Raw genomic sequence first — 18,670 nt, 5'->3', positions numbered from 1 at the left:
TACTGCTGAGTAACCTCCGGCAACCTGCGACTATCCCTCAACCGGGAAGGAATGCCGCCGTGCAGAAGATCCTTGACGCGATCCTGGCCGACGAGCTGGACGCGATCGGTTCGCTGGACGTTCCGGAGAGCTATCGGGGCGTGACCGTGCACGCGGACGAGGCCGACATGTTCGCGGGCCTCGAGACGCGGGACAAGGACCCGCGCAAGTCGCTGCACGTCGACGAGGTCGCCACGCCGGAGCTCGGGCCGGGTGAGGCGCTGGTGGCCGTCATGGCCTCCGCGATCAACTACAACACCGTCTGGACCTCGATCTTCGAGCCGGTGTCCACGTTCGGGTTCCTCCGGAAGCTGGGCGGCCGCCACGACCTGCCGTACCACGTCGTGGGATCGGACCTGGCCGGCGTCGTCGTGCGGGTCGGCCCCGGCGTCACCGCGTGGAAGCCGGGTGACCGGGTGGTCGCGCACTGCCTGGACGTGCCGCTGGAGGCGCCGGACGGGCACAACGACACGATGCTCGACCCCCAGCAGCGGATCTGGGGCTTCGAGACGAACTTCGGTGGTCTCGCGGACCTCGCGCTGGTGAAGTCGAACCAGCTGATGCCGATGCCGAAGCACCTCACGTGGGAGGAGGCGGCGTCGCCGGGCCTGGTGAACTCCACCGCCTACCGGCAGCTGGTGTCGACCAACGGCGCGAACATGAAGCAGGGCGACACGGTCCTGATCTGGGGCGCGTCCGGCGGCCTGGGTTCCTACGCCACGCAGTTCGCGTTGAACGGCGGCGCGACGCCCGTGTGCGTCGTCTCCTCGCCGGAGAAGGCGGAGATCGTCCGTTCGATGGGCGCCGAACTGATCATCGACCGTTCGGCGGAGGGCTACAAGTTCTGGAAGAACGAGCACGAGCAGGACCCGCGGGAGTGGAAGCGGTTCGGCGCGAAGATCCGCGAGCTGACCGGCGGCGAGGACCCGGACATCGTGTTCGAGCACCCCGGCCGTGAGACGTTCGGCGCGTCGGTGTTCGTCGCGCGCAAGGGCGGCAAGATCGTCACGTGCGCGTCGACCTCCGGGTACATGCACCAGTACGACAACCGCTACCTCTGGATGAACCTCAAGCACATCCTCTCGTCCCACTTCGCGAACTACCGCGAGGCGTGGGAGGCGAACCGGTTGATCGCCAAGGGAAAGATCCACCCAACGGTGTCCAAGGTGTACTCAATGGACGAAACGGGCCAGGCCGCGCACGACGTCCACCGCAACGCGCACCAGGGCAAGGTCGGCGTGCTGTGCCTTGCACCGGAAGAGGGTCTGGGTGTGCTTGACCACGAACTGCGTGCGAAGCACCTCACGGCCATCAACCGATTCCGGGGTGTGTGACCTTCTGAAGACACTCGAACGGGTAGCGTGAGGGGCATGGGCCCCCTCGCCGACGACCGTGACCTCGTCCCTCTGGGATCCGGATTCGACATCGTCAAGCGCGGTTACGACCGCGCCCAGGTCGAGGACCACCTCGAACGCCTCGACTCGGACCTGCGGCTGCTGGCCGCGGACCGCGACGCCGCCGTGTCCCAGACGTCCGACCTGGCGCGCCAGCTGGAGGCCGCACGCTCGGAGATCACCGAGCTGCGCAACCAGGTGGAGCGCCTGTCGCTGCCGCCGACGACGCTGGAGGGGCTCTCCGAGCGCCTCCAGCGCATGCTGCGGCTGGCGCAGGACGAGGCCAACGAGATCAAGGCCCGTGCCGAGGCGGAGAGCGGGCACATCCGCGCCAAGGCGGAAGCCGACGCGGGGGTGCTCCGCCAGCGCTACGAGAAGCTGATCCAGGAGCTCGACGAGCGCCGCGCGGCCATGGAGACCGAGCACAGGGGCGTGCTGGAGACGGCGCGCGGCGAGGCCGAGAAGATCGTCTCCGAGGCGGAGGCCGCGGCCCGCAAGATCGCCGACGACTCCGAGCAGCGCCGGGTGACCGTCGAGGAGGACTTCGAGATCGCGATGGCGGCCCGCCGGTCGGAGGCGATGGCGACGCTGGCCACGCAGGAGGCCAACTCCAAGGCCGAGGCCGACCGCCGGCTGCGGGAGGCCTCCGAGGAGGCGGCGCGCATCCGCGCCGCCGTGGCGCAGGAGCAGGCCACCTCGAAGACTGAGGCCGAACGCCGCGTCCGCGAGGCGACGGAGGAGGCCAACCGCCGCCGCCACGACTCGGTGACCGAGGCGACCGCGCGCATCCAGGAGGCCACGGACGAGGCGAACCGCCGGGTCCGCGAGGCCACCGAGGAGGCCAACCGCCGCACCACCGCCGCCACGCAGCGCGTCGACCAGCTCCGCACCCTGCGCAACCGCCTGTCGCACCAGCTGCACGGCGTGCGTGCGGCGCTGCAGGACGTCGTGCCGCTGCTCGACCCGATCGAGGAGCAGCCGGAAGCGACCGCGCCGGAACCGGCCGAGCCGAAGGCAGCCCAGCAGGTCGTCCAGCCGGTCCAGCAGCCGGTTCAGCAGGCGCCCGCCCAGCAGCAGCCCACTCAGCAGCAGCCCACTCAGCAGGCGCCCGCCCAGCAGCAGCCGCCTGCCCAGCCCGCCGCCGAGGCGCAGAAGGCCGCGCCCGCTCCGCAGCAGGCCCCGCAGGCGCAGAACCCGCAGGCCCAGGCCCCGCAGGCCCCTGCTCCAGTTCCCGCCGCGCCGACCAAGGCAGCGCAGACCCAGTCAGCACCGGCCAAGGCACCGGCGGCACCGACCAGGGCCGCGGCTCCGCAGGCCGTTCCGCAGCCGCCCGCCACGCCCGCACCGGCCCCGCAGCAGGCCCCGGCGGCTCCCGCCAAGCCCGCGCAGCAGGCACCCGCCGCGGTGGACGGCCCGACGAAGAAGCTCACGCGCCCGCAGCCGGCCAAGAAGTCCTGACAGCACCGCAGTCACAGCGGCCGCGACTCCACCGGAGTCGCGGCCGTTGCTCGTTCAGCGGCACGCAACCGTTGCGCCATCTGGGGTTTTCCCGTTCGTGACGTGCCGCTGGACCGTTCACTGTTTCGATCCCGATGGCGAAGCTCACGGCGCTCGTCCCACCGGGGAGTGGCATAGTCGCCCGCAAGTTACTCCTTGGTAGCCCACGCTTTGTCCCGCAGGGAGGTCTGCAGTGGCGCGCGAGATCAACACCGTCGGAGTCGTCGGTTTCGGAACCATGGGCGCGGGCATCGCGGAGGTGCTCGCACGCACCGGGCTCGCGGTGCGGGCGGTGGACGTCGACGCGGCCGGTCTCGAACGCGGCCTCGGGCACCTGGAGCACTCGACCGCGCGGGCGGTGCAGGGCGGCAAGCTGACCGAGGACGAGAAGACGGCGCTGCACGGCCGGATCACGACCTCGCTGCGGCTCGCGGACCTCGCCGACTGCGACCTGGTCGTCGAGGCGGTGCCGGAGAGCATCGAGCTCAAGGCGGGCATCTTCCGCGAGCTCGACCAGGTCCTGAAGCCCGAGGCCGTGATCGCCTCGAACACCTCGTCGCTGTCGATCACCGAGATCGGCGTGCACACCGGGCGGCCAGGCAAGGTCGTCGGCCTGCACTTCTTCAACCCCACGCAGGTGCTGAAGCTCGTCGAGGTCGTGCGCACGGTCGTCACCGAGGCGGACGTGGTCGCCGACGTCGTGGCGTTCGTGGAACGGCTGGGCAAGTCGCCGGTCGTGATCGGCGACCGCGCAGGGTTCATCGCGAACGCGCTGCTCTTCCCGTACCTCAACCACGCGGTGAAGATGCTGGAGTCGAAGTACGCGACGCGCGAGGACCTCGACGCCGCGATGCGCTACGGCTGCGGCTACCCGATGGGCCCGCTGGCGTTGCTGGACCTCATCGGCCTGGACACCGCCTACGAGATCCTCGACACGATGTACCACCAGTCGCGCAACCGCCTGCACGCGCCGGCGCCGCTGCTCAAGCAGATGATCACGGCGGGGCTGCTGGGCCGCAAGTCGGGGCGCGGCTTCTACACCTACGACGGCCCCGACTCGCCGACCGTGGTGGCCGACGCGCTGACGCCGTCCACTGTGGACAGCTCGGTGCCGGTGCGCGAGGTGCAGCGGGTCGGTGTCATCGGCACCGGCACGATGGCGACCGGCATCGCCGAGGTGTTCGCCAAGCGCGGCTACGACGTGGTCCTGCGGGCACGCAGCCTCGACAAGGCCGAGAAGGCGATCGGGACGGTGGGCAGGTCGCTGGAGCGCGCCGTGTCGAAGGGCAAGCTCAGCGAAGCTGACCGGGACGCGGCGCTGGCCCGCGTCACGCCGGCCGTGGAGTTCGTGGACCTCGCCGACTGCGACCTGGTGGTCGAGGCGGTCGCCGAGGAGATCGGCGTCAAGAAGGAGGTCTTCGCGGCGCTCGACGAGGTGTGCAAGCCCGGCGCCGTGCTCGCGACGACCACGTCCTCCCTGCCGGTCATCGAGGTCGCCGCGGCCACGTCCCGCCCCGCCGACGTCGTGGGCCTGCACTTCTTCAACCCGGCGCAGGTCATGAAGCTGGTGGAGGTCGTCGAGACGATCTCCACGAGCGCGGACGTCGTGGCGACGGCCCGCAAGGTCTGCCTGGACCTCGGCAAGCACCCGGTGCACTGCGGTGACGTCGCGGGCTTCATCGTGAACGCGCTGCTCTTCCCGTACCTGAACGACGCGGTGAAGATGCTGGAGGCGCACTACGCGGAGGCCGACGACATCGACAACGCGATGAAGGTCGGCTGCGGCCTGCCGATGGGCCCGTTCGCGCTGCTGGACGTCGTGGGCCTGGACGTGTCGCTGGCCATCGAGCGCACCCTGTACCTGGAGTTCCGCGAGCCCGGTTTCGCTCCGGCGCCGCTGCTGGAACACCTGGTCACAGCGGGTCGCCTGGGCCGCAAGACGGGCAAGGGCTTCCGCGACTACACGTGAGCGCTGTACCGCTGACAGGGGCACCACGCCGGACGTGGCATGGTGGTGCCATGCGTCGACTGGTGCTCCTGTTGGCTGTCCTCGTGCTCGTCGCCGGCTGTGCCGGGAAGACGACGGTCGAGGGCAGTCCGAAGGCGCAGGACGCGATCGACGCGGCCTCGCCGTTCGACCAGGAGGCACCGCCCTCCGAAGACCCGGACCCGTCCGGCGACCCCGACCCGTCCGGCGACCCCTCCGAGGAGCCGGACACCACGCCGATCGACGGCGAGGTGCAGGGCGTGTGCGCCGTGCTGAAGTGGACGGACCTGCCCTACCCCGGCGCCAAGGCGGAGACCCCGCCGACGCAGATGAACTACGACTCGACGTTCGACCAGTCGTGCCGCTGGACCACGAAGGTCGACAACGCCGAGGTGGGCGTCTCGCTGCGGTTCCGCGAGGGCAAGCAGATCACGATCGAGCGCACCACCGGCGAGTACGAGGTCGGCGGCAAGAAGGTGCCCTACCTCGACCGGTCCGACGACCCCGAGGTGCAGCCGACGTGCGTGCTGGTCGCCCCGTACGACGGCGGCGGGCTCGGGATCATCGTGATCGACTCGACCGGCAAGTTCGGCGGTGTCTGCGACCAGGGCCGCAAGATCGCCGAGATCATGCTGTCCCGGTCGCCGTCCTAGCCGCAGCAGCCTCCGCCGCAGCACCCGCCGCCACCGCCGCCCGGTTGCCGGGCGGTGCCGCCGATCCCGGCCATGGACAGCAGCTTCACCGTGTCCGCGTGACCACCGGGACAGCTCGCGGGCGCTGACGACTCGCTCATGGGGCGCTTCAGCTCGAAGGTGTCGTCGCACGTTCGGCAGCGGAACTCGTAGGTCGGCACGACCCGATTCTACGAGCGGTTACCGTGTGGCCGTGCCGCGTCGCAACAGCCCCAAGCCAGAAGAGCACCGTCCGCTGGGCGGCGGTGTCGGCTGGGCGCGCTCCGAACGGGGTCCCGACGGCGAGGACTACCTGGTGCGCGCCATCTCCGGCACCCAGGCCCAGAAGACCTACCGCTGCCCCGGCTGCGACCACGAGATCCGCCCCGGCACCCCGCACGTGGTGGCGTGGCCCGCGCACGAGGCGGGCTCCGCGGAGGAACGCCGCCACTGGCACCAGGGCTGCTGGGACTCGCGCGGCCGGCGCGGACCGACCACGCGCCGCTTCTAGAGCCCGACCTGGACCCGCCACCGCTCCAGCCGCGCGCGGAACTCGTCCGGCTGCTCGACCGGCGGCAGGTGCCCTGCGTCCTCGATCCGTTCGCTGGTGCTGCGCTTCAACGTGACCGCGAGCTTCGCGGCGACGTCCGGCGGCGTGAGCCGGTCGTGCTCACCGACCAGCACCAGCGACGGCACGTCCAGCGACTCCAGCACCTCGGTCGAGTCCGGCCGCTGCGCCATCGCGCGCTGCCACCAGGCCACGTCCTCCGCGCTCTGGTCGAGGACCATGGCCCTGGTCAGCGCCTTCGCCTCGGCCGACGCGCCCGGCCCGAGCAGGTTCGGCAGCATCGCGTCGGCGAGCCAGTCGCCGACGCCCTCCCGTTCGACCCGCTCGGCCATCGCGTACCGGTTCGCGGCCGCCTCCTCGGTGTCCGCGGTGTGCTTGGTGTCGACGAAGACCAGGCCCTTGACCCGTTCCGGCGCGATCCGCAGCAACGCCATCGCCACGTACCCGCCCATCGAGCACCCGCCGAGCAGGAACCGGTCGAGGTCGTCGAGCCCGGCGAGCACCCCCTCGGCGAGCGTCGTCAGGTCCGGCTCACCGGCCCCGCGCAACGACGGCGTCCGCGCCCCCGGCACGTCCCACATGCGCGCGTCGAGCGGAAAGGCGTGCAACAGCACGAGGTCATCCATCGATCCACTCCGGAGCCAGCACCGACCACACCTCCATGTCGTGACGCACACCGCGGTAGAGGTAGTGCTCCCGCAGCACGCCGTCCCTCCTCATGCCCAGCCGCCGCGCCACCGCGATGCTCGGCGCGTTGGCCGACGACACCAACCACTCAACCCGATGCACACCCCGCTCGCGAATCGCCCAGTCGACCACCAGCCGCGCGGCCCGCGTGACCAGCCCCCTGCCCGCGGCCGACGGCTCCAGCCAGCACCCGGCCTCGGCGGTGCCCTGCCGCAGGTCCATGACCCGGAACAACACCCCGCCGACCAGCTGCCCGTCGAGCCAGATGCCGTAGATGCGACCGGAGTCGGTCTTCGCCTTCTCCGCGTACCCGGTCAGGTAACCCCGCGCCGCCTCCACGTCCGGCACGGCGTCGGGCAGCGCGATGTACCGCCCGATGAACTCACGCCCGCGCTCGATGTTCGCGAAGAACTCCGGCGCGTGCCACGGCTCCAACGGCCGCAGCTCGGCGCCGTCGTCGCCCAGTGACCTGCTGAACATCCCCGTCTCCCCAGTGTCAAGATCAGTCTGCGGGGGACGGTACCTCGCGGGTGGGTGGCGGCAGGGCGGTTCGGCGGCGAGCTGTGCGGCGGGTGGCAGGAGCGGCACGCGCCAAGCACGGCGCCTCCGGCACGGCAGGGCGCGGCGGCGCGGCACGGCTCGGCGGAACGGCACGGCACAGCGGCACGTCAGGGCACGGCGGCACGTCAGGGCACGGCGGCACGTCAGGGCACGGCGGCACGTCAGCGCGGCACGGTGCGTTGGGCCGAGCGCGGCGAGCTCGGCCTGCGCAGCAAACCGCAGCCGCCAACCGTCCCCGGACCGAACGCGGCGACGGGGACCGTCGCCAGCCGGCCTCGTTCGCCTCCGACCGCCCTTGCTCGCCTCAGCCGACCGCAGCCCTCCCCGCCCCCGCCAGCCCTACCCGGCCCGAGCCGACTGCAGCCGACCGCAGCGTCGCCGTCCCGCCAGCCCCACCCCACCTCGCGACGCGCCAGCCTCACCTGGCCCGAGCCGCCCACAGCCGTCCCGAGCCCGCCCGCAACCGTCCCAAGCCGCCCACAGCCGTCCCGAGTCGTCCCCCGCCGTCCCTCGTCCCTCAGTCGTCGAAGCCCCTCTCCGCCAGCTCCTCGATCCGCCGCACCGCCTCCCGCGCGTCCTTCCCCGTCGCCACCACCGTGATCGACGAGCCGCCCGGCGCGCTCAGGCCCATCAGCCCCAGCACGCTGGCCGCGTTCGCCTCCTCGCCGCCGTGGCGCACGACCACGTCGGCGTCGAGCTCCGCGACCGTGCGCGACAGCAGGGCGGCCGGGCGGGCGTGCAGGCCGACCTCGTTCGTCAGCAGCACGTCGGCCGACACCTCGTCGGACACCAGGTGCAGTGCCGGGCGGGACGGGGTTGCGGCGGGGGTGTCGCCGGAGGCGCCCTCGGCCGAGGCGGCGACGTCCGCCAGGGAGGCGCCGCCCTGGGCCGTGACCGCCGCCGCGACCGCTCCCTCCACCAGGGGTGCGTCCACCACCGCGTAGCGGCTCGGGTCGTCGGCGGACTCCACGGCCATCTCGGCGGTCATCTTGGCGCTGCCCAGGTCGTACAGCACCACCACGCCCGAGCCGGAGTCCGCGTCGGACAGTGCCTCGACCACCGCGCCGTAGTCGGTGCCCAGGCCGCCCTCCTCCGTGCCGCCCACGGGCACCACCGCCACGTCCGGCGCCATCTGCGCGGCCAGCTCCACCACGCCGTTCGCCAGCATGTCGCTGTGCGAGACGACCACGAGTCCGACCCGCGCCACCGAGGCCGCCGTCACGACTTGGCCGCCGCGTCCGCGAAGGCGCGCAGCAGCAGCGCCGTCGAACGGGCACCGGGGTCGAGGTGCCCGGCGCTGCGCTCGCCCAGGTAGGACGCGCGGCCCTTGCGCGCCACCAGCGGCACCGTCGACTCGGCTCCCGCCTCGGCGGCGTCGGCGGCCGCGCTCAGCACCGCCGCGACCGACCCGCTGCCGGCCGTGGCCGCCGCGGTGACAGCGGGGGTCAGCGCGTCGACCATCGTCTTGTCGCCCACCGCCGCCTTGCCGCGGGCGAGCACGCCGTCCAGCGCGCCCTGCAACGCCCGCGCCAGCAGCTCGCCGTCCAGCTCCTCGGCCTCCCCCACCGCGGTGGAGGCGCGCAGGAACGCCGTGCCGTACAGGGGGCCGGCCGCGCCGCCCACCGTCGAGATCAGCGTGGTGGCGGCCAGCTTCAGGACCTTGCCCGGTGTCGCGGGCGGGTCCGCCTCCAGCTTGGACACCAGCGCGGTGAACCCGCGGCGCATGTTCTCGCCGTGGTCGGCGTCGCCGATCGCCTGGTCCAGCCGCACCAGCTCGTCGCGGTGCTCCTGCACGACGGCGGCGGCCAGGCGCAGCGCCGCCACCACGTCCGAGGCCGTGCACCCCATGTCAGACCCCCCACCGCAGCGCAGCGGTGTGCACGGGCGCGTCCCACAGCTCCACCAGCTCGTCGTCGAGCTTGAGCAGCGTGAGGCTCATGCCCTGCATCTCCAGACTGGTGATGTACGGGCCGACGAGGCTGCGTTCCACCGTGATCCCCCTGTCCGCCAACGACTGCTCCGCGATGCCGTGCGCCAGGTACAGCTCGATCAACGGCGTGCCGCCCATGCCGTTCGTGAACAGCAGGACCCGGTCGCCGGAGCCGAACGGCAGGTCGGCCACGATCGGGTCGAGCAGCGCGGCCACCATCTCGGTGGCCGAGCCGACCGGCACCCGCCGTCGGCCTGGCTCGCCGTGGATGCCGATGCCGATCTCCATCTCGTCGTCGGCCAGCTCGAAGCTCGGCGTGCCGACGTGCGGCACCGTGCACGAGGTCAGCGCGAGCCCCATCGACCGCACCGACCCGATCACCCGCCGCGCCAGCGCCTCGCACGCGGCCAGGTCGTCGCCGCGCTCGGCCGCCGCCCCGACGATCTTCTCCAGCAGCACGGTCCCGCCGACACCGCGCCGTCCCGCCGTGTAGAGCGAGTCCTGCACCGCCACGTCGTCGTCGACCACCACCGACCGCACCTCGGACTCGGCCAGCTCGCCGGCCATCTCGAAGTTCATGACGTCGCCGGTGTAGTTCTTCACCAGCAGCAACGCCCCGGCACCGCCGTCGGTCGCCGCGACCGCCGCGGCGACCTGGTCGGGCGTCGGGGACGTGAAGACGGCGCCCGGACAGGCCGCGTCGAGCATCCCGCGCCCGACGAACCCGCCGTGCAGCGGCTCGTGGCCCGACCCGCCTCCGGAGATGATCGCGACCTTGCCCCGCACGGGCGCGTCCGCCCGCGTGATGACGGCCGGGTCGTACTGGACCGACAACAGCCCGGGATGGGCGGCCCGCATCCCCCGCAGTGCGTCCCGCACCACGGTCTCCGGATCATCGATGATCTTCTTCATCCCACACCCTCCCGATCGGCGGTGACCGTGTTCCTTCTTACTCCGAGGGTCTGACACTCGGAACGGGATACCGTCCCGATGTACGTTAGGTTGCCCTAATTCCCGCAGGTCAGCGTCACTGCCCGTAGTGGAGGAACAACGTCGTGTCGAAGAGAGCAGCGCTGCTCGTCGCAGTGGCCCTCGCAGTCACCGGCTGCAGCTCCAGCACGCCCGACCAGCCGTCCGTGGCCCAGGGGGGCACCGACTTCGGCAAGGCGACCCAGCTGAGCGACGGCTTCGGCACCACGGCGAAGCCCGGCGAGTTCCCCAGGACGGTCAAGCACGCCATGGGCGAGACGAAGATCGAGAAGAAGCCGGAGCGGGTCGTCGTCCTCGACACCGGCGAGCTCGACAACGTCGCCGCGCTCGGCATCAAGCCGGTCGGCATCGCCTACACCGACGGCTCGCCCACCATGCCGTCCTACATCGGCGAGAAGGGCGGCACGCCGGAGAACGTCGGCACGATCAACAACCTCAACCTCGAAGCGATCACGAAGCTGAACCCGGACCTGATCCTGGGCTCGAAGCTGCGCGCGGAGGCGCTGTACCCGAAGCTCTCCGCCATCGCCCCCACCGTCTTCGCGGTGCGCCCCGGCTACGTGTGGAAGGAGAACTTCCTCCTCAACGCGGCCGCGCTCGACCGCCAGGCGGACGCCGCGAAGATGCTGGAGGACTACACGAACAAGGCCACCGAGACCGGCACCGCGATCGAGCAGAAGCTCGGCGTGCGCCCGACGGTGACGGCGCTGCGCTTCATGCCGGGCAAGATCCGCCTGTACGCCAAGAAGTCGTTCATCGGCACGATCCTGATCGACGCCAAGCTCCCGCAGCCGTCGCCGTCGCAGGTGGACGACCTCGCCGCCGAGGTGAGCGCGGAGCAGATCAGCAAGGCCGACGCGGACCTGCTCCTCTACTCCACCTACGGCGACGCGGCCAAGACCGCGCAGGGCGACGTGCTCGGCGGCCCGCTGTGGAGCGGCCTGAACGCGGTCAAGGGCGGCAAGGCCAAGCCGGTCGCCGACGAGACCTACTTCCTCGGCCTCGGCGTGCTGGCCGCGAACGTGGTCCTCGACGACCTCAAGAAGCAGGCCGGCGCCTAGGAGCTCCCCTCGCGCGGGTGCTCTACCGGCCGAAGAGCATCCGCGCGAGGCGCAGCATCTGCTTGCCCGCCAGCGAGGACCGGTCGAACGTCGTCATGGTGAGCACGGCCTTGAACCGCTGCTTCGTCACGGCCTTGGCGTAGGCGAACTCGCGCAGCCCGTCCTCGCCGTGGATGCGCCCGAACCCGGAGTCGCCGACACCGCCGAACGGCAGCCCCGGCACCGCCGCGTAGGTCAGCACCGCGTTGACCGACACCATGCCGACCCGCAGCTCCCGCGCCAGCTCCTCGCCGCGCGCCTTGGAGAACACCGCCGCGCCCAGCCCGTACCGCGACTGGTTCGCGAGCCGCACGCCCTCCAGCGCGTTCGGCACCCGGTTGATCACGACGGTCGGCCCGAACGTCTCCTCGGTGACCGCCAGCGAGTCCTCCGGCACGTCGGCGAGCACCACCGGCTCGACGTACGGCGGCCGGATCGACTCCGGCCCGCCCACCAGGGCTTTGCCACCGCGGTCGAGCGCGTCCCGCACGTGCTCGCGGATGATCTCCACCTGCGACGGCATCGTGATCGGGCCGAGGTTCGCGTTCGGCTCACCGCCGGGCTTGAGCTTGCGCGCCCGCTTCACGGCGATCTCGACGAACTCGTCGGCGACCTCCTCGGCCACGTAGACCCGCTCGACGCCCGCGCAGGTCTGGCCGGCGTTGGACACCGCGCCCCAGATCGCCGCCTCGGCCGCCGCGTGCAGGTCGGCGTCGACGTCGACGATCAGCGCGTCCTTGCCGCCGCACTCGACCAGCACCGGCGTCAGCGTCGTGGCGCACGCGGCCATGACCTTCTTGCCCGTGCGCGTGGACCCGGTGAAGGCGATCTTGTCGACCCCGGCGGCGCACAGCGCCGCACCGGTCTCACCGAAGCCCGTGACCACCTGGAACACCGGGAACTCCGGTACCGCCTCGGTGAACGTCGAGGCGAGGAACGTGCCCACGCCCGGCGTGAACTCCGACGGCTTGAACACCACGGCGTTGCCCGCGGCGAGCGCGTACGAGATGGAGCCCATCGGCGTGTGCGCCGGGTAGTTCCACGGCCCGATCACGCCGATCACGCCCAGCGGCCGGTACTCCAGCGACGCGGTGTGGTTGAACATCAGCAGGCCCGACGAGACCCTGCGCCTGCCCAGCACCCGGCCCGCGTGCCGGGCCGCCCAGTGCAGGTGGTCCATGACCAGCGTGATCTCCAGGCGCGAGTCGTCGGCGGGCTTGCCGGTCTCCGCGCTGATCAGCGAGATGAACTCGTCCGAGCGCTGCGAGAGGATCTTGCGCCAGGCGTCGAGCTTGGTCTTGCGGCCCTCGAAGCCCAGACCGGCCCACCACGCGGCGGCCTCGCGGGCGGAGGACACGGCGTCCTCGACCTCGGCCGCGGTGTGGATCGGGTGGTGCGCCACGACCTCGCCGGTGCGCGGGTCCAGTGAGGCGAACCGCCGCTGCTCACCATCGGCCGACAGTGCGCTGTCCGAAGCGGTCTGCGTCATGGGGCCCTCCGATACTCGCCAGTAACCTGACCCTAACGCGATCCAGGAGAACTTTCAGCCCCCGCCGGGCGGTGTCAGGTCCCGCAACGGTAGTGGTGCGCGTCACGCCCTGGGCAGCTTGGGGAGCACCGCCTTGGCGATCGCGGCGGCGACCTGGCAGCGGTCGAACTCCTTGTCCTTGACCCCCGCCGCGCTGAACAGCGCGATCTCGCCGTTGCCGCTACCGGAGTCCCTGGTGCGCACGACGGTCAGGTCGCAGGTCGGGAACGGGCCGTCCTTGAAGACCGCGTAGCCCTTCACGCCACCGAGGTCGACCTCGGTCTGCTTGTCGTTGAACTTGAAGTCCGCGGGCACGCGCGTCGTCTTGAACTCCAGCTGCACCTGCGCGCTCTGACCGCTCCACGTGCACGAGTGCAGCCCGAACGGCTGCGACCGCGGCGAGGCGCCCAGCGGGGTCGCCAGGTCGGCCTTCTCGACGACCGAGCAGGCGTCGACCTCGACCGGCGAGCCCTTCGGCGGGGTGTAGCGCTGCGGGTTGCCCTTGAGCTTGCGGATCGCGCCCTCGGCGATCTTGCGGCCGGGCTCGCACGGCTCCGCGCCGTCGTTGCCCGTGCCGATCTGCACGCGCACGGCCTGTGGCGGGTTCTCCTGCGTGATGACGGAGATGAAGCACGCCGAGCTGTTCAGCTTCTGCTCGACGCTCTTCAGGCCGGCGACCTGCTTGGTCGCCTTCTTCACCTCGGTGGAGAGCAGGGTGTAGCCGATGTCGAGGGTGACGTTGAGCGTCTTGCCCGACTTGTCCTTCATGTAGTTCGAGCAGCGGGTGTACGAGCTGCTGGAGTAGCGCGACGGCGTGCCGACCGTCTCCAGCACGTCCTTGCCGATCACCGCGCACGGGTCGACCAGCCGCAGCCGCTCGGCCGCGAACGCCGGATCGGCCGGCTTGTCCGGCGGGACCGACGACCGGGTCGACGGGTCGGGCGCGTTCGTCTCCGCCGCGGCCTGGACGGTGCGGCGCGGCGACTGGGACTTCGCGAGCCCGGGACCGGTGGCGCACCCGGCCAGCAGCAGCGCGGTGGCGGCGAGCAGCGCCGTGGCACGAGAACGAAGCACGACGTGCACGTTAGCGACCTTTCCCCGGGTTCGTGGCGAGTACCCCGCGTTGCCGCCCGGCCGAGACCGTGGCCGAGGTCACCGTCCGCTTCGGGAACGATTCAGAAGCTCTGTGCGATGTACTTGGTGAAGACCCCGACCAAGAGGAGAGACGTGCTCAACCGAATTCGCCGCGCAGTCACCTGGATCGACGCGTGGACGATCGAGGCCTTCAACCCCGTGTACCCCGGTCGTCCCCGCTCATAGCTCCTTGAGCGGCTGCTTGTCCGTGTCCGCGAACTGAGGCCGCAGCATCGCCCACACGGCGAACAACGCCGAGATCACCACCATGGCGATGCCGGCCCACAGGTTGATGTTGACCCCTTCGGCCTTCTGCAGGTCCGCGTCCGTGGTGAACGCGAGGCCCATGACGACCAGTACGACGCCGTACAGGCCGAAGAGGAACGCGATGATGAGTCGCAGGTCGAACAACCTCATGACGGCCTCCCTCAGCCGAAGACGATGTAGAGAACGGCCGTCAGCGCCAGCACCCCACCGCCGAGCAGGGCGGGCGAGCGGTACCAGCCCGCGTCCTCGCCGGTGGTGGCGTGCGCGCGGTCCTCCTTGGGCGTGAGGCTGTAGACCAGCCCGACCAGCTCGCTGTCCGGCTTCGGCCGCGTGACCGTCGTGACCGCGACGCTCACGACGATGTCGACGACGAACGCGAGACCCGCGCCGAGGAAGCTCGAGCCCTGGCCCGGCAGCTCCAGCAGCTCGATGCCGAACGACGGCTCCGAGACCACGTAGATGAAGATCGCCGTGAACGTGCCGGCGAGCAGACCGACCCAGCCGGCGGTCGGCGTCATCCGCTTCCAGAACATGCCGAGGATGAACGTCGCGAACAGCGGCGCGTTGAAGAACGAGAACAGCGCCTGGATGTAGTCCATGATGTTGGACCCGCCGAGCGCGGCCGCGATGAACGCCGTGCCGATCGCGAGCACGCACGCCCCGACCGTGGCGAGCCGCCCGATCCGCAGGTAGTACTCGTCCGGCCGGTCCTTCTTGACGTAGTCCTGCCACAGGTCGTAGGTGAAGACCGTGTTGAACGAGCTGACGTTCGCCGCGACACCGGCCATGAAGCTGGCCAGCAGACCCGTGATCGCGACACCGAGGATGCCGTTGGGCAGCAGGTCGCGCATCAGCAGCGGCAGCACGTTGTTGTAGACCACGCCACTGCTCGTGTCGCCGGCCTTGAGCTGCGCCATCTCCGGCACGACCACCGCGGCGATGATGCCGGGGATGATGATGATCGCGGGGATGAGCGCCTTCGGGTACGCACCGATGATCGGCGTGCGCTTGGCCGCCGACATCGACTTCGCGCTCATCGCGCGCTGCACCTCGGCGAAGTTCGTCGTCCAGTAGCCGAACGACAACACGAACCCAAGACCGAACACGAGCCCGATGACACTCCACACGGGACTGTTGATGCCGGTCAGCTCCGTGGCGGGCCACGCGGACAGCTGCTCCTGGTCGGTCACCTTGTCGACCAGCCCCTGCCAGCCGCCGACCTTGATGAGGCCGAGGATCGTGATCGGCGCGAGCGCGGCCACGATCACGAAGAACTGCAGCACCTCGTTGTAGATGGCGGCGCTGAGCCCGCCCAGCGTCGTGTACGCCAGCACCACGAGCGCCGCGACGCAGATCGAGACCGGCAACGGCCACCCGAGCAGCGCCTCGACGATCACCGCGAGGGCGAACAGGTTGATGCCCGCGATCAGGACCTGCGCGACGGCGAAGCTGATGGCGTTCACGAGGTGCGCGGGCTTGCCGAACCGGCGGCGCATGAACTCGGGAACGCTGCGCACCTTCGAGCCGTAGTAGAACGGCATCATCACCAGACCGAGGAACACCATCGCGGGGATGGCGCCGATCCAGTAGTAGTGCACGGTCGCCATGCCGTACTGCGCACCGTTGGCGGTCATGCCCATCAACTCAAGGGCACCGAGGTTCGCGCTGATGAACGCGAGCCCGGTGACCCACGCCGGCAGCGACCGCCCGGACAGCAGGAAGTCGAGGCTGGAGGAGACGGACCGGCGGGCCATCAGGCCGATGCCGAGCACGACGACGAAGTAGATGACGAGCAACGCGTAGTCGATCGGTCCCGCGTCGAGCCGCAGGTCCGCCTCGGCCATCACCGACACCGTCCACCTCCCAAACTTCGACAAAGTCGAACATCAACGACCAGGAGAGGACAGCACTCCAGGTGCGCGACGTCTTACCCCGCGTACGTGGACACCAAACCACGTGGTGATCCACAACGCTCGCCGAAGCCGATCGGACCGGAGGAACCGGACAAAAAACGAACCCCGCACCCTGACGAGGCGGGGTTCGCGCCGTCCGGGCCGGTCAGAACAGGCGGAACTCGTCCGGTTCGATCCCGCGCAGCGCGTCGTAGTCCAGCACCACGCACCGGATGCCGCGGTCCTCGGCCAGCACCCGCGCCTGCGGCTTGATCTGCTGCGCGGCGAACACGCCCCGCACGGGCGCGAGCAGCGGGTCGCGGTTGAGCAGCTCCAGGTACCGGGTCAGCTGCTCGACGCCGTCGATGTCGCCGCGGCGCTTGATCTCCACGGCCACGGACGCGCCGGCGCCGTCGCGGCACATCAGGTCCACCGGGCCGATGGCGGTCGGGAACTCGCGGCGCACCAGCGAGTAGCCCTCGCCGAGGGTGGTGACGTGCTCGGCGAGCAGCTTCTGCAGGTCGGCCTCGACGCCGTCCTTCTGCAGGCCGGGCTCCGGGCCGAGCTCGTGCTTGGAGTCGTGCAGCACCTCTTCGAGGGTGATGATCAGCTTCTCCCCCGCCTTGTTCTGCACGGTCCAGATGTCCGGGTCCTCGATGAGCCAGCACGGCGGGCTCATCCAGTTCAACGGCTTGTAGGCGCGGTCGTCGGAGTGGATCGACACCGAGCCGTCGGCCTTGATGAGCAGCAGTCGCTGGGCCATCGGCAGATGAGCGGTGAGTCGTCCGACGTAGTCGACCTTGCAGCGAGCGATGACGAGACGCACCGCGACAGGCTACGGGGTGCGGCCGCGGACGGGTCGTTAGGTACGGTCCGTGCCGTGGAAAGCCTCGGCACCCGTCAGGTGTACGCAAACCCGTGGATGACCGTTCGCGAGGACGCGATCCGGCGCGCGGACGGCACACAGGGCATCTACGGCGTGGTCGACAAGCCGGACTTCGCGCTGGTCATCCCCCTCGACGGGGAACGCGTGCGGCTCGTCGAGCAGTACCGCTACCCGATCGGGCTGCGGCGGTGGGAGTTCCCGCAGGGCACCGCCCCCGACCGGGCCGACACCGACCCGCTCGCGCTCGCCGCGCGGGAGCTGCGGGAGGAGACCGGGCTGCGGGCCGGGAAGCTCGTCGCGCTCGGGCTGCTGGACGTGGCGCCGGGCATGTCGTCGCAACGCGGCCGGGTGTTCCTGGCAACGGACCTGGTCGAGGGGTTCCACGAGCGCGAGCCCGAGGAGCAGGACATGCGCTCGGCGTGGTTCGCCCGCGCGGACTTCGAGAAGATGATCACCAGGGGCGAGATCACCGACGCGCAGTCGATCGCCGCCTACACGCTCCTGCTGCTGCACGAGCACGCTCAGCCCTGAAAGGCCGCGCGGTAGGCGTTCGGTGAGGTGCCGGCGACCCGTTTGAAGCGGTCGCGGAACGCCGTGGCCGACCCGAAGCCCACCCGGCTCGCGATCAGCTCCACCGGGTGCCTCGTCGTCTCCAGCAGGTGCTGCGCCCTGCGGATCCGGGCCCGGTGCAGCCACTGCAGCGGCGTCGTGCCGGTCTGCTCGCGGAACCGCCGGTTCAACGTGCGCGTGCTCATCCCGGCGTGGTCCGCGATGCCGGCCAGGGTCAGGTCGGGCTCGGCGTTGGTCTCCAGCCACCGCAGCAGCGGTTCGAGCTCGGCACCCCGCGGCGCCGCCGGTGGCGTCACGATGAACTGCGCCTGCCCGCCCTCGCGTTCCAGCGGCATCACGGACAGCCGTGCCGCGTCGGCCGCCGCCGCGGACCCGTGGTCGCGCCGGATCAGGTGCAGGCACAGGTCGAGCCCCGCCGCGGCGCCCGCGGAGGTCAGGAACTGCCCGTTGTCGACGTAGAGCACGTCCGGGTCGACGTCCACGGCGGGGAACCGCGCCGCCAGCTCGTCGGCGGCGAGCCAGTGCGTGGTGGCGCGCAACCCGTCCAGCAGACCGGTCGCCGCGAACACGAACGCACCGGAGCAGATCGACGCGATCCGGGTGCCGCGAGCGGCCGCCGCCCGCACCGCCCGCACCACCCCGTGCGGCACCACCAGGTCCGCCGCGTGCCCTGGGAGGATGATCGTGTCCACTTCGGACAGCAGCTCCAGGCCGTGCGGCACCTTCAGCTCGAACAGCTCGGAGCGAACCGTCCTCTTCGGACCGCAGAGCCGCACCCGGTAGTGCCCGGTCCGGCTGAACGCCTCGACCGGCACCGCGAAGTCGAACGGGATGACGCTGTCCATCACCAGTACGGCCACCTCGTGCATGCCCCCACCGTAGCTGGCGAGAATCCGTTGGAACATGGCATTCCAGCCACTCCCCCGCCACCCGTCCCGCTCCTACGGTTCCGGTCAACGGACCAGTGAG

Annotated in this window: 19 protein-coding genes; 7 read left to right on the top strand and 12 right to left on the bottom strand. The window is 71.0% G+C overall.

The annotated features are described in order from the left end of the window. Positions 1-59 precede the first annotated feature (59 nt). The 4 genes from ccrA to ACZ7CH_RS26615 all read left to right on the top strand — a co-directional run bounded on the left by ccrA (position 60) and on the right by ACZ7CH_RS26615 (position 5,570). Entirely contained in the window at positions 60-1,373 is a 1,314-nt protein-coding gene (ccrA, locus tag ACZ7CH_RS26630; RefSeq protein ID WP_360395601.1) for a crotonyl-CoA carboxylase/reductase, read from the top strand. 36 nt (positions 1,374-1,409) lie between these two features. Beyond that, entirely contained in the window at positions 1,410-2,891 is a 1,482-nt protein-coding gene (locus ACZ7CH_RS26625) for a chromosome segregation protein (RefSeq protein WP_470375180.1), read from the top strand. A gap of 232 nt (positions 2,892-3,123) precedes the next feature. Beyond that, positions 3,124-4,899 carry a 3-hydroxyacyl-CoA dehydrogenase family protein gene (locus ACZ7CH_RS26620; protein ID WP_470375179.1) on the top strand — a complete coding sequence of 592 codons (1,776 nt, stop codon included), beginning with the start codon at positions 3,124-3,126 and terminating at the stop codon, positions 4,897-4,899. A 50-nt stretch (positions 4,900-4,949) separates the two neighbouring features. Then, on the top strand, positions 4,950-5,570 hold the full coding sequence (locus tag ACZ7CH_RS26615) for a DUF3558 family protein (RefSeq protein WP_360395597.1): 621 nt from the start codon (positions 4,950-4,952) through the stop codon (positions 5,568-5,570). Here ACZ7CH_RS26615 and ACZ7CH_RS26610 read toward each other — a convergent pair. Continuing rightward, positions 5,567-5,770, bottom strand: a complete 204-nt coding sequence (locus ACZ7CH_RS26610; protein WP_458430506.1) for an FmdB family zinc ribbon protein — start codon at positions 5,768-5,770, stop codon at positions 5,567-5,569. The two genes, ACZ7CH_RS26615 and ACZ7CH_RS26610, sit on opposite strands and share 4 nt — an antisense overlap. A 32-nt stretch (positions 5,771-5,802) precedes the next feature. Here ACZ7CH_RS26610 and ACZ7CH_RS26605 point away from each other — a divergent pair, with 32 nt between their 5' ends. Next, positions 5,803-6,099: a hypothetical protein gene (locus ACZ7CH_RS26605; protein WP_360395593.1), complete on the top strand. Its 297-nt coding sequence runs from the start codon at positions 5,803-5,805 to the stop codon at positions 6,097-6,099. Here ACZ7CH_RS26605 and ACZ7CH_RS26600 read toward each other — a convergent pair. From ACZ7CH_RS26600 to dhaK, 5 genes are all read right to left on the bottom strand, one after another. After that, complete coding sequence (locus ACZ7CH_RS26600) at positions 6,096-6,782, bottom strand: alpha/beta fold hydrolase (RefSeq protein WP_360395591.1); 687 nt, start codon at positions 6,780-6,782, stop codon at positions 6,096-6,098. The two genes, ACZ7CH_RS26605 and ACZ7CH_RS26600, sit on opposite strands and share 4 nt — an antisense overlap. Beyond that, a complete protein-coding gene (locus tag ACZ7CH_RS26595) occupies positions 6,775-7,323 on the bottom strand; it encodes a GNAT family N-acetyltransferase (RefSeq protein ID WP_360395589.1) in 549 nt (182 codons plus the stop codon). Before ACZ7CH_RS26595 ends, ACZ7CH_RS26600 begins: the two co-directional genes overlap by 8 nt. Before the next feature lie 598 nt (positions 7,324-7,921). Continuing rightward, positions 7,922-8,572: a dihydroxyacetone kinase phosphoryl donor subunit DhaM gene (gene dhaM, locus ACZ7CH_RS26590; protein WP_470375194.1), complete on the bottom strand. Its 651-nt coding sequence runs from the start codon at positions 8,570-8,572 to the stop codon at positions 7,922-7,924. A 50-nt stretch (positions 8,573-8,622) separates the two neighbouring features. Then, positions 8,623-9,252 carry a dihydroxyacetone kinase subunit DhaL gene (gene dhaL / locus ACZ7CH_RS26585; protein ID WP_470375178.1) on the bottom strand — a complete coding sequence of 210 codons (630 nt, stop codon included), beginning with the start codon at positions 9,250-9,252 and terminating at the stop codon, positions 8,623-8,625. Position 9,253: 1 nt separating this feature from the next. Next, on the bottom strand, positions 9,254-10,246 hold the full coding sequence (gene dhaK / locus ACZ7CH_RS26580) for a dihydroxyacetone kinase subunit DhaK (protein WP_470375177.1): 993 nt from the start codon (positions 10,244-10,246) through the stop codon (positions 9,254-9,256). Positions 10,247-10,389: 143 nt separating this feature from the next. On the opposite strand from dhaK, the gene ACZ7CH_RS26575 reads away from it, so the two are divergent. Continuing rightward, positions 10,390-11,385, top strand: coding sequence for an ABC transporter substrate-binding protein (locus tag ACZ7CH_RS26575; protein ID WP_458430502.1), 996 nt, complete (start codon positions 10,390-10,392; stop codon positions 11,383-11,385). Between the two features lie 22 nt (positions 11,386-11,407). On the opposite strand, the gene ACZ7CH_RS26570 is transcribed toward ACZ7CH_RS26575, so the two are convergent. The 5 genes from ACZ7CH_RS26570 to nucS all read right to left on the bottom strand — a co-directional run bounded on the left by ACZ7CH_RS26570 (position 11,408) and on the right by nucS (position 17,071). Beyond that, entirely contained in the window at positions 11,408-12,913 is a 1,506-nt protein-coding gene (locus ACZ7CH_RS26570) for an aldehyde dehydrogenase family protein (RefSeq protein WP_470375176.1), read from the bottom strand. A 102-nt stretch (positions 12,914-13,015) separates the two neighbouring features. After that, positions 13,016-14,026, bottom strand: coding sequence for a DUF3558 family protein (locus tag ACZ7CH_RS26565; RefSeq protein WP_458430500.1), 1,011 nt, complete (start codon positions 14,024-14,026; stop codon positions 13,016-13,018). A 240-nt stretch (positions 14,027-14,266) separates the two neighbouring features. Further along, complete coding sequence (locus ACZ7CH_RS26560) at positions 14,267-14,503, bottom strand: hypothetical protein (RefSeq protein WP_360395575.1); 237 nt, start codon at positions 14,501-14,503, stop codon at positions 14,267-14,269. An 11-nt stretch (positions 14,504-14,514) separates the two neighbouring features. Further along, positions 14,515-16,206: a sodium:solute symporter family protein gene (locus tag ACZ7CH_RS26555; RefSeq protein ID WP_360395573.1), complete on the bottom strand. Its 1,692-nt coding sequence runs from the start codon at positions 16,204-16,206 to the stop codon at positions 14,515-14,517. Between the two features lie 205 nt (positions 16,207-16,411). Beyond that, complete coding sequence (nucS, locus tag ACZ7CH_RS26550; protein WP_360395571.1) at positions 16,412-17,071, bottom strand: endonuclease NucS; 660 nt, start codon at positions 17,069-17,071, stop codon at positions 16,412-16,414. Positions 17,072-17,125: 54 nt separating this feature from the next. Between nucS and ACZ7CH_RS26545 the strand changes: the two genes are divergently transcribed. Further along, positions 17,126-17,662 carry an NUDIX domain-containing protein gene (locus ACZ7CH_RS26545; RefSeq protein ID WP_470375175.1) on the top strand — a complete coding sequence of 179 codons (537 nt, stop codon included), beginning with the start codon at positions 17,126-17,128 and terminating at the stop codon, positions 17,660-17,662. Here ACZ7CH_RS26545 and ACZ7CH_RS26540 read toward each other — a convergent pair. After that, positions 17,653-18,570: a GlxA family transcriptional regulator gene (locus ACZ7CH_RS26540; RefSeq protein WP_458430496.1), complete on the bottom strand. Its 918-nt coding sequence runs from the start codon at positions 18,568-18,570 to the stop codon at positions 17,653-17,655. The genes ACZ7CH_RS26545 and ACZ7CH_RS26540 overlap by 10 nt on opposite strands. Positions 18,571-18,670: the final 100 nt, after the last annotated feature.

Source organism: Lentzea sp. NPDC037011 (genome assembly GCF_055607425.1).
This window is presented reverse-complemented; position numbering and strand designations above follow the sequence as displayed.

Excerpts from the sequence above, each read along its gene's own strand:
- dhaK (WP_470375177.1), bottom strand. The coding sequence starts at position 10,246 with ATGAAGAAGATCATCGATGATCCGGAGACCGTGGTGCGGGACGCACTG.
- ACZ7CH_RS26570 (WP_470375176.1), bottom strand. The coding sequence starts at position 12,913 with ATGACGCAGACCGCTTCGGACAGCGCACTGTCGGCCGATGGTGAGCAG.
- dhaL (WP_470375178.1), bottom strand. The coding sequence starts at position 9,252 with ATGGGGTGCACGGCCTCGGACGTGGTGGCGGCGCTGCGCCTGGCCGCC.
- ACZ7CH_RS26615 (WP_360395597.1), top strand. The coding sequence starts at position 4,950 with ATGCGTCGACTGGTGCTCCTGTTGGCTGTCCTCGTGCTCGTCGCCGGC.
- ACZ7CH_RS26625 (WP_470375180.1), top strand. The coding sequence starts at position 1,410 with ATGGGCCCCCTCGCCGACGACCGTGACCTCGTCCCTCTGGGATCCGGA.
- ACZ7CH_RS26540 (WP_458430496.1), bottom strand. The coding sequence starts at position 18,570 with ATGCACGAGGTGGCCGTACTGGTGATGGACAGCGTCATCCCGTTCGAC.
- dhaM (WP_470375194.1), bottom strand. The coding sequence starts at position 8,572 with ATGCTGGCGAACGGCGTGGTGGAGCTGGCCGCGCAGATGGCGCCGGAC.
- ACZ7CH_RS26595 (WP_360395589.1), bottom strand. The coding sequence starts at position 7,323 with ATGTTCAGCAGGTCACTGGGCGACGACGGCGCCGAGCTGCGGCCGTTG.
- ACZ7CH_RS26560 (WP_360395575.1), bottom strand. The coding sequence starts at position 14,503 with ATGAGGTTGTTCGACCTGCGACTCATCATCGCGTTCCTCTTCGGCCTG.
- ACZ7CH_RS26600 (WP_360395591.1), bottom strand. The coding sequence starts at position 6,782 with ATGGATGACCTCGTGCTGTTGCACGCCTTTCCGCTCGACGCGCGCATG.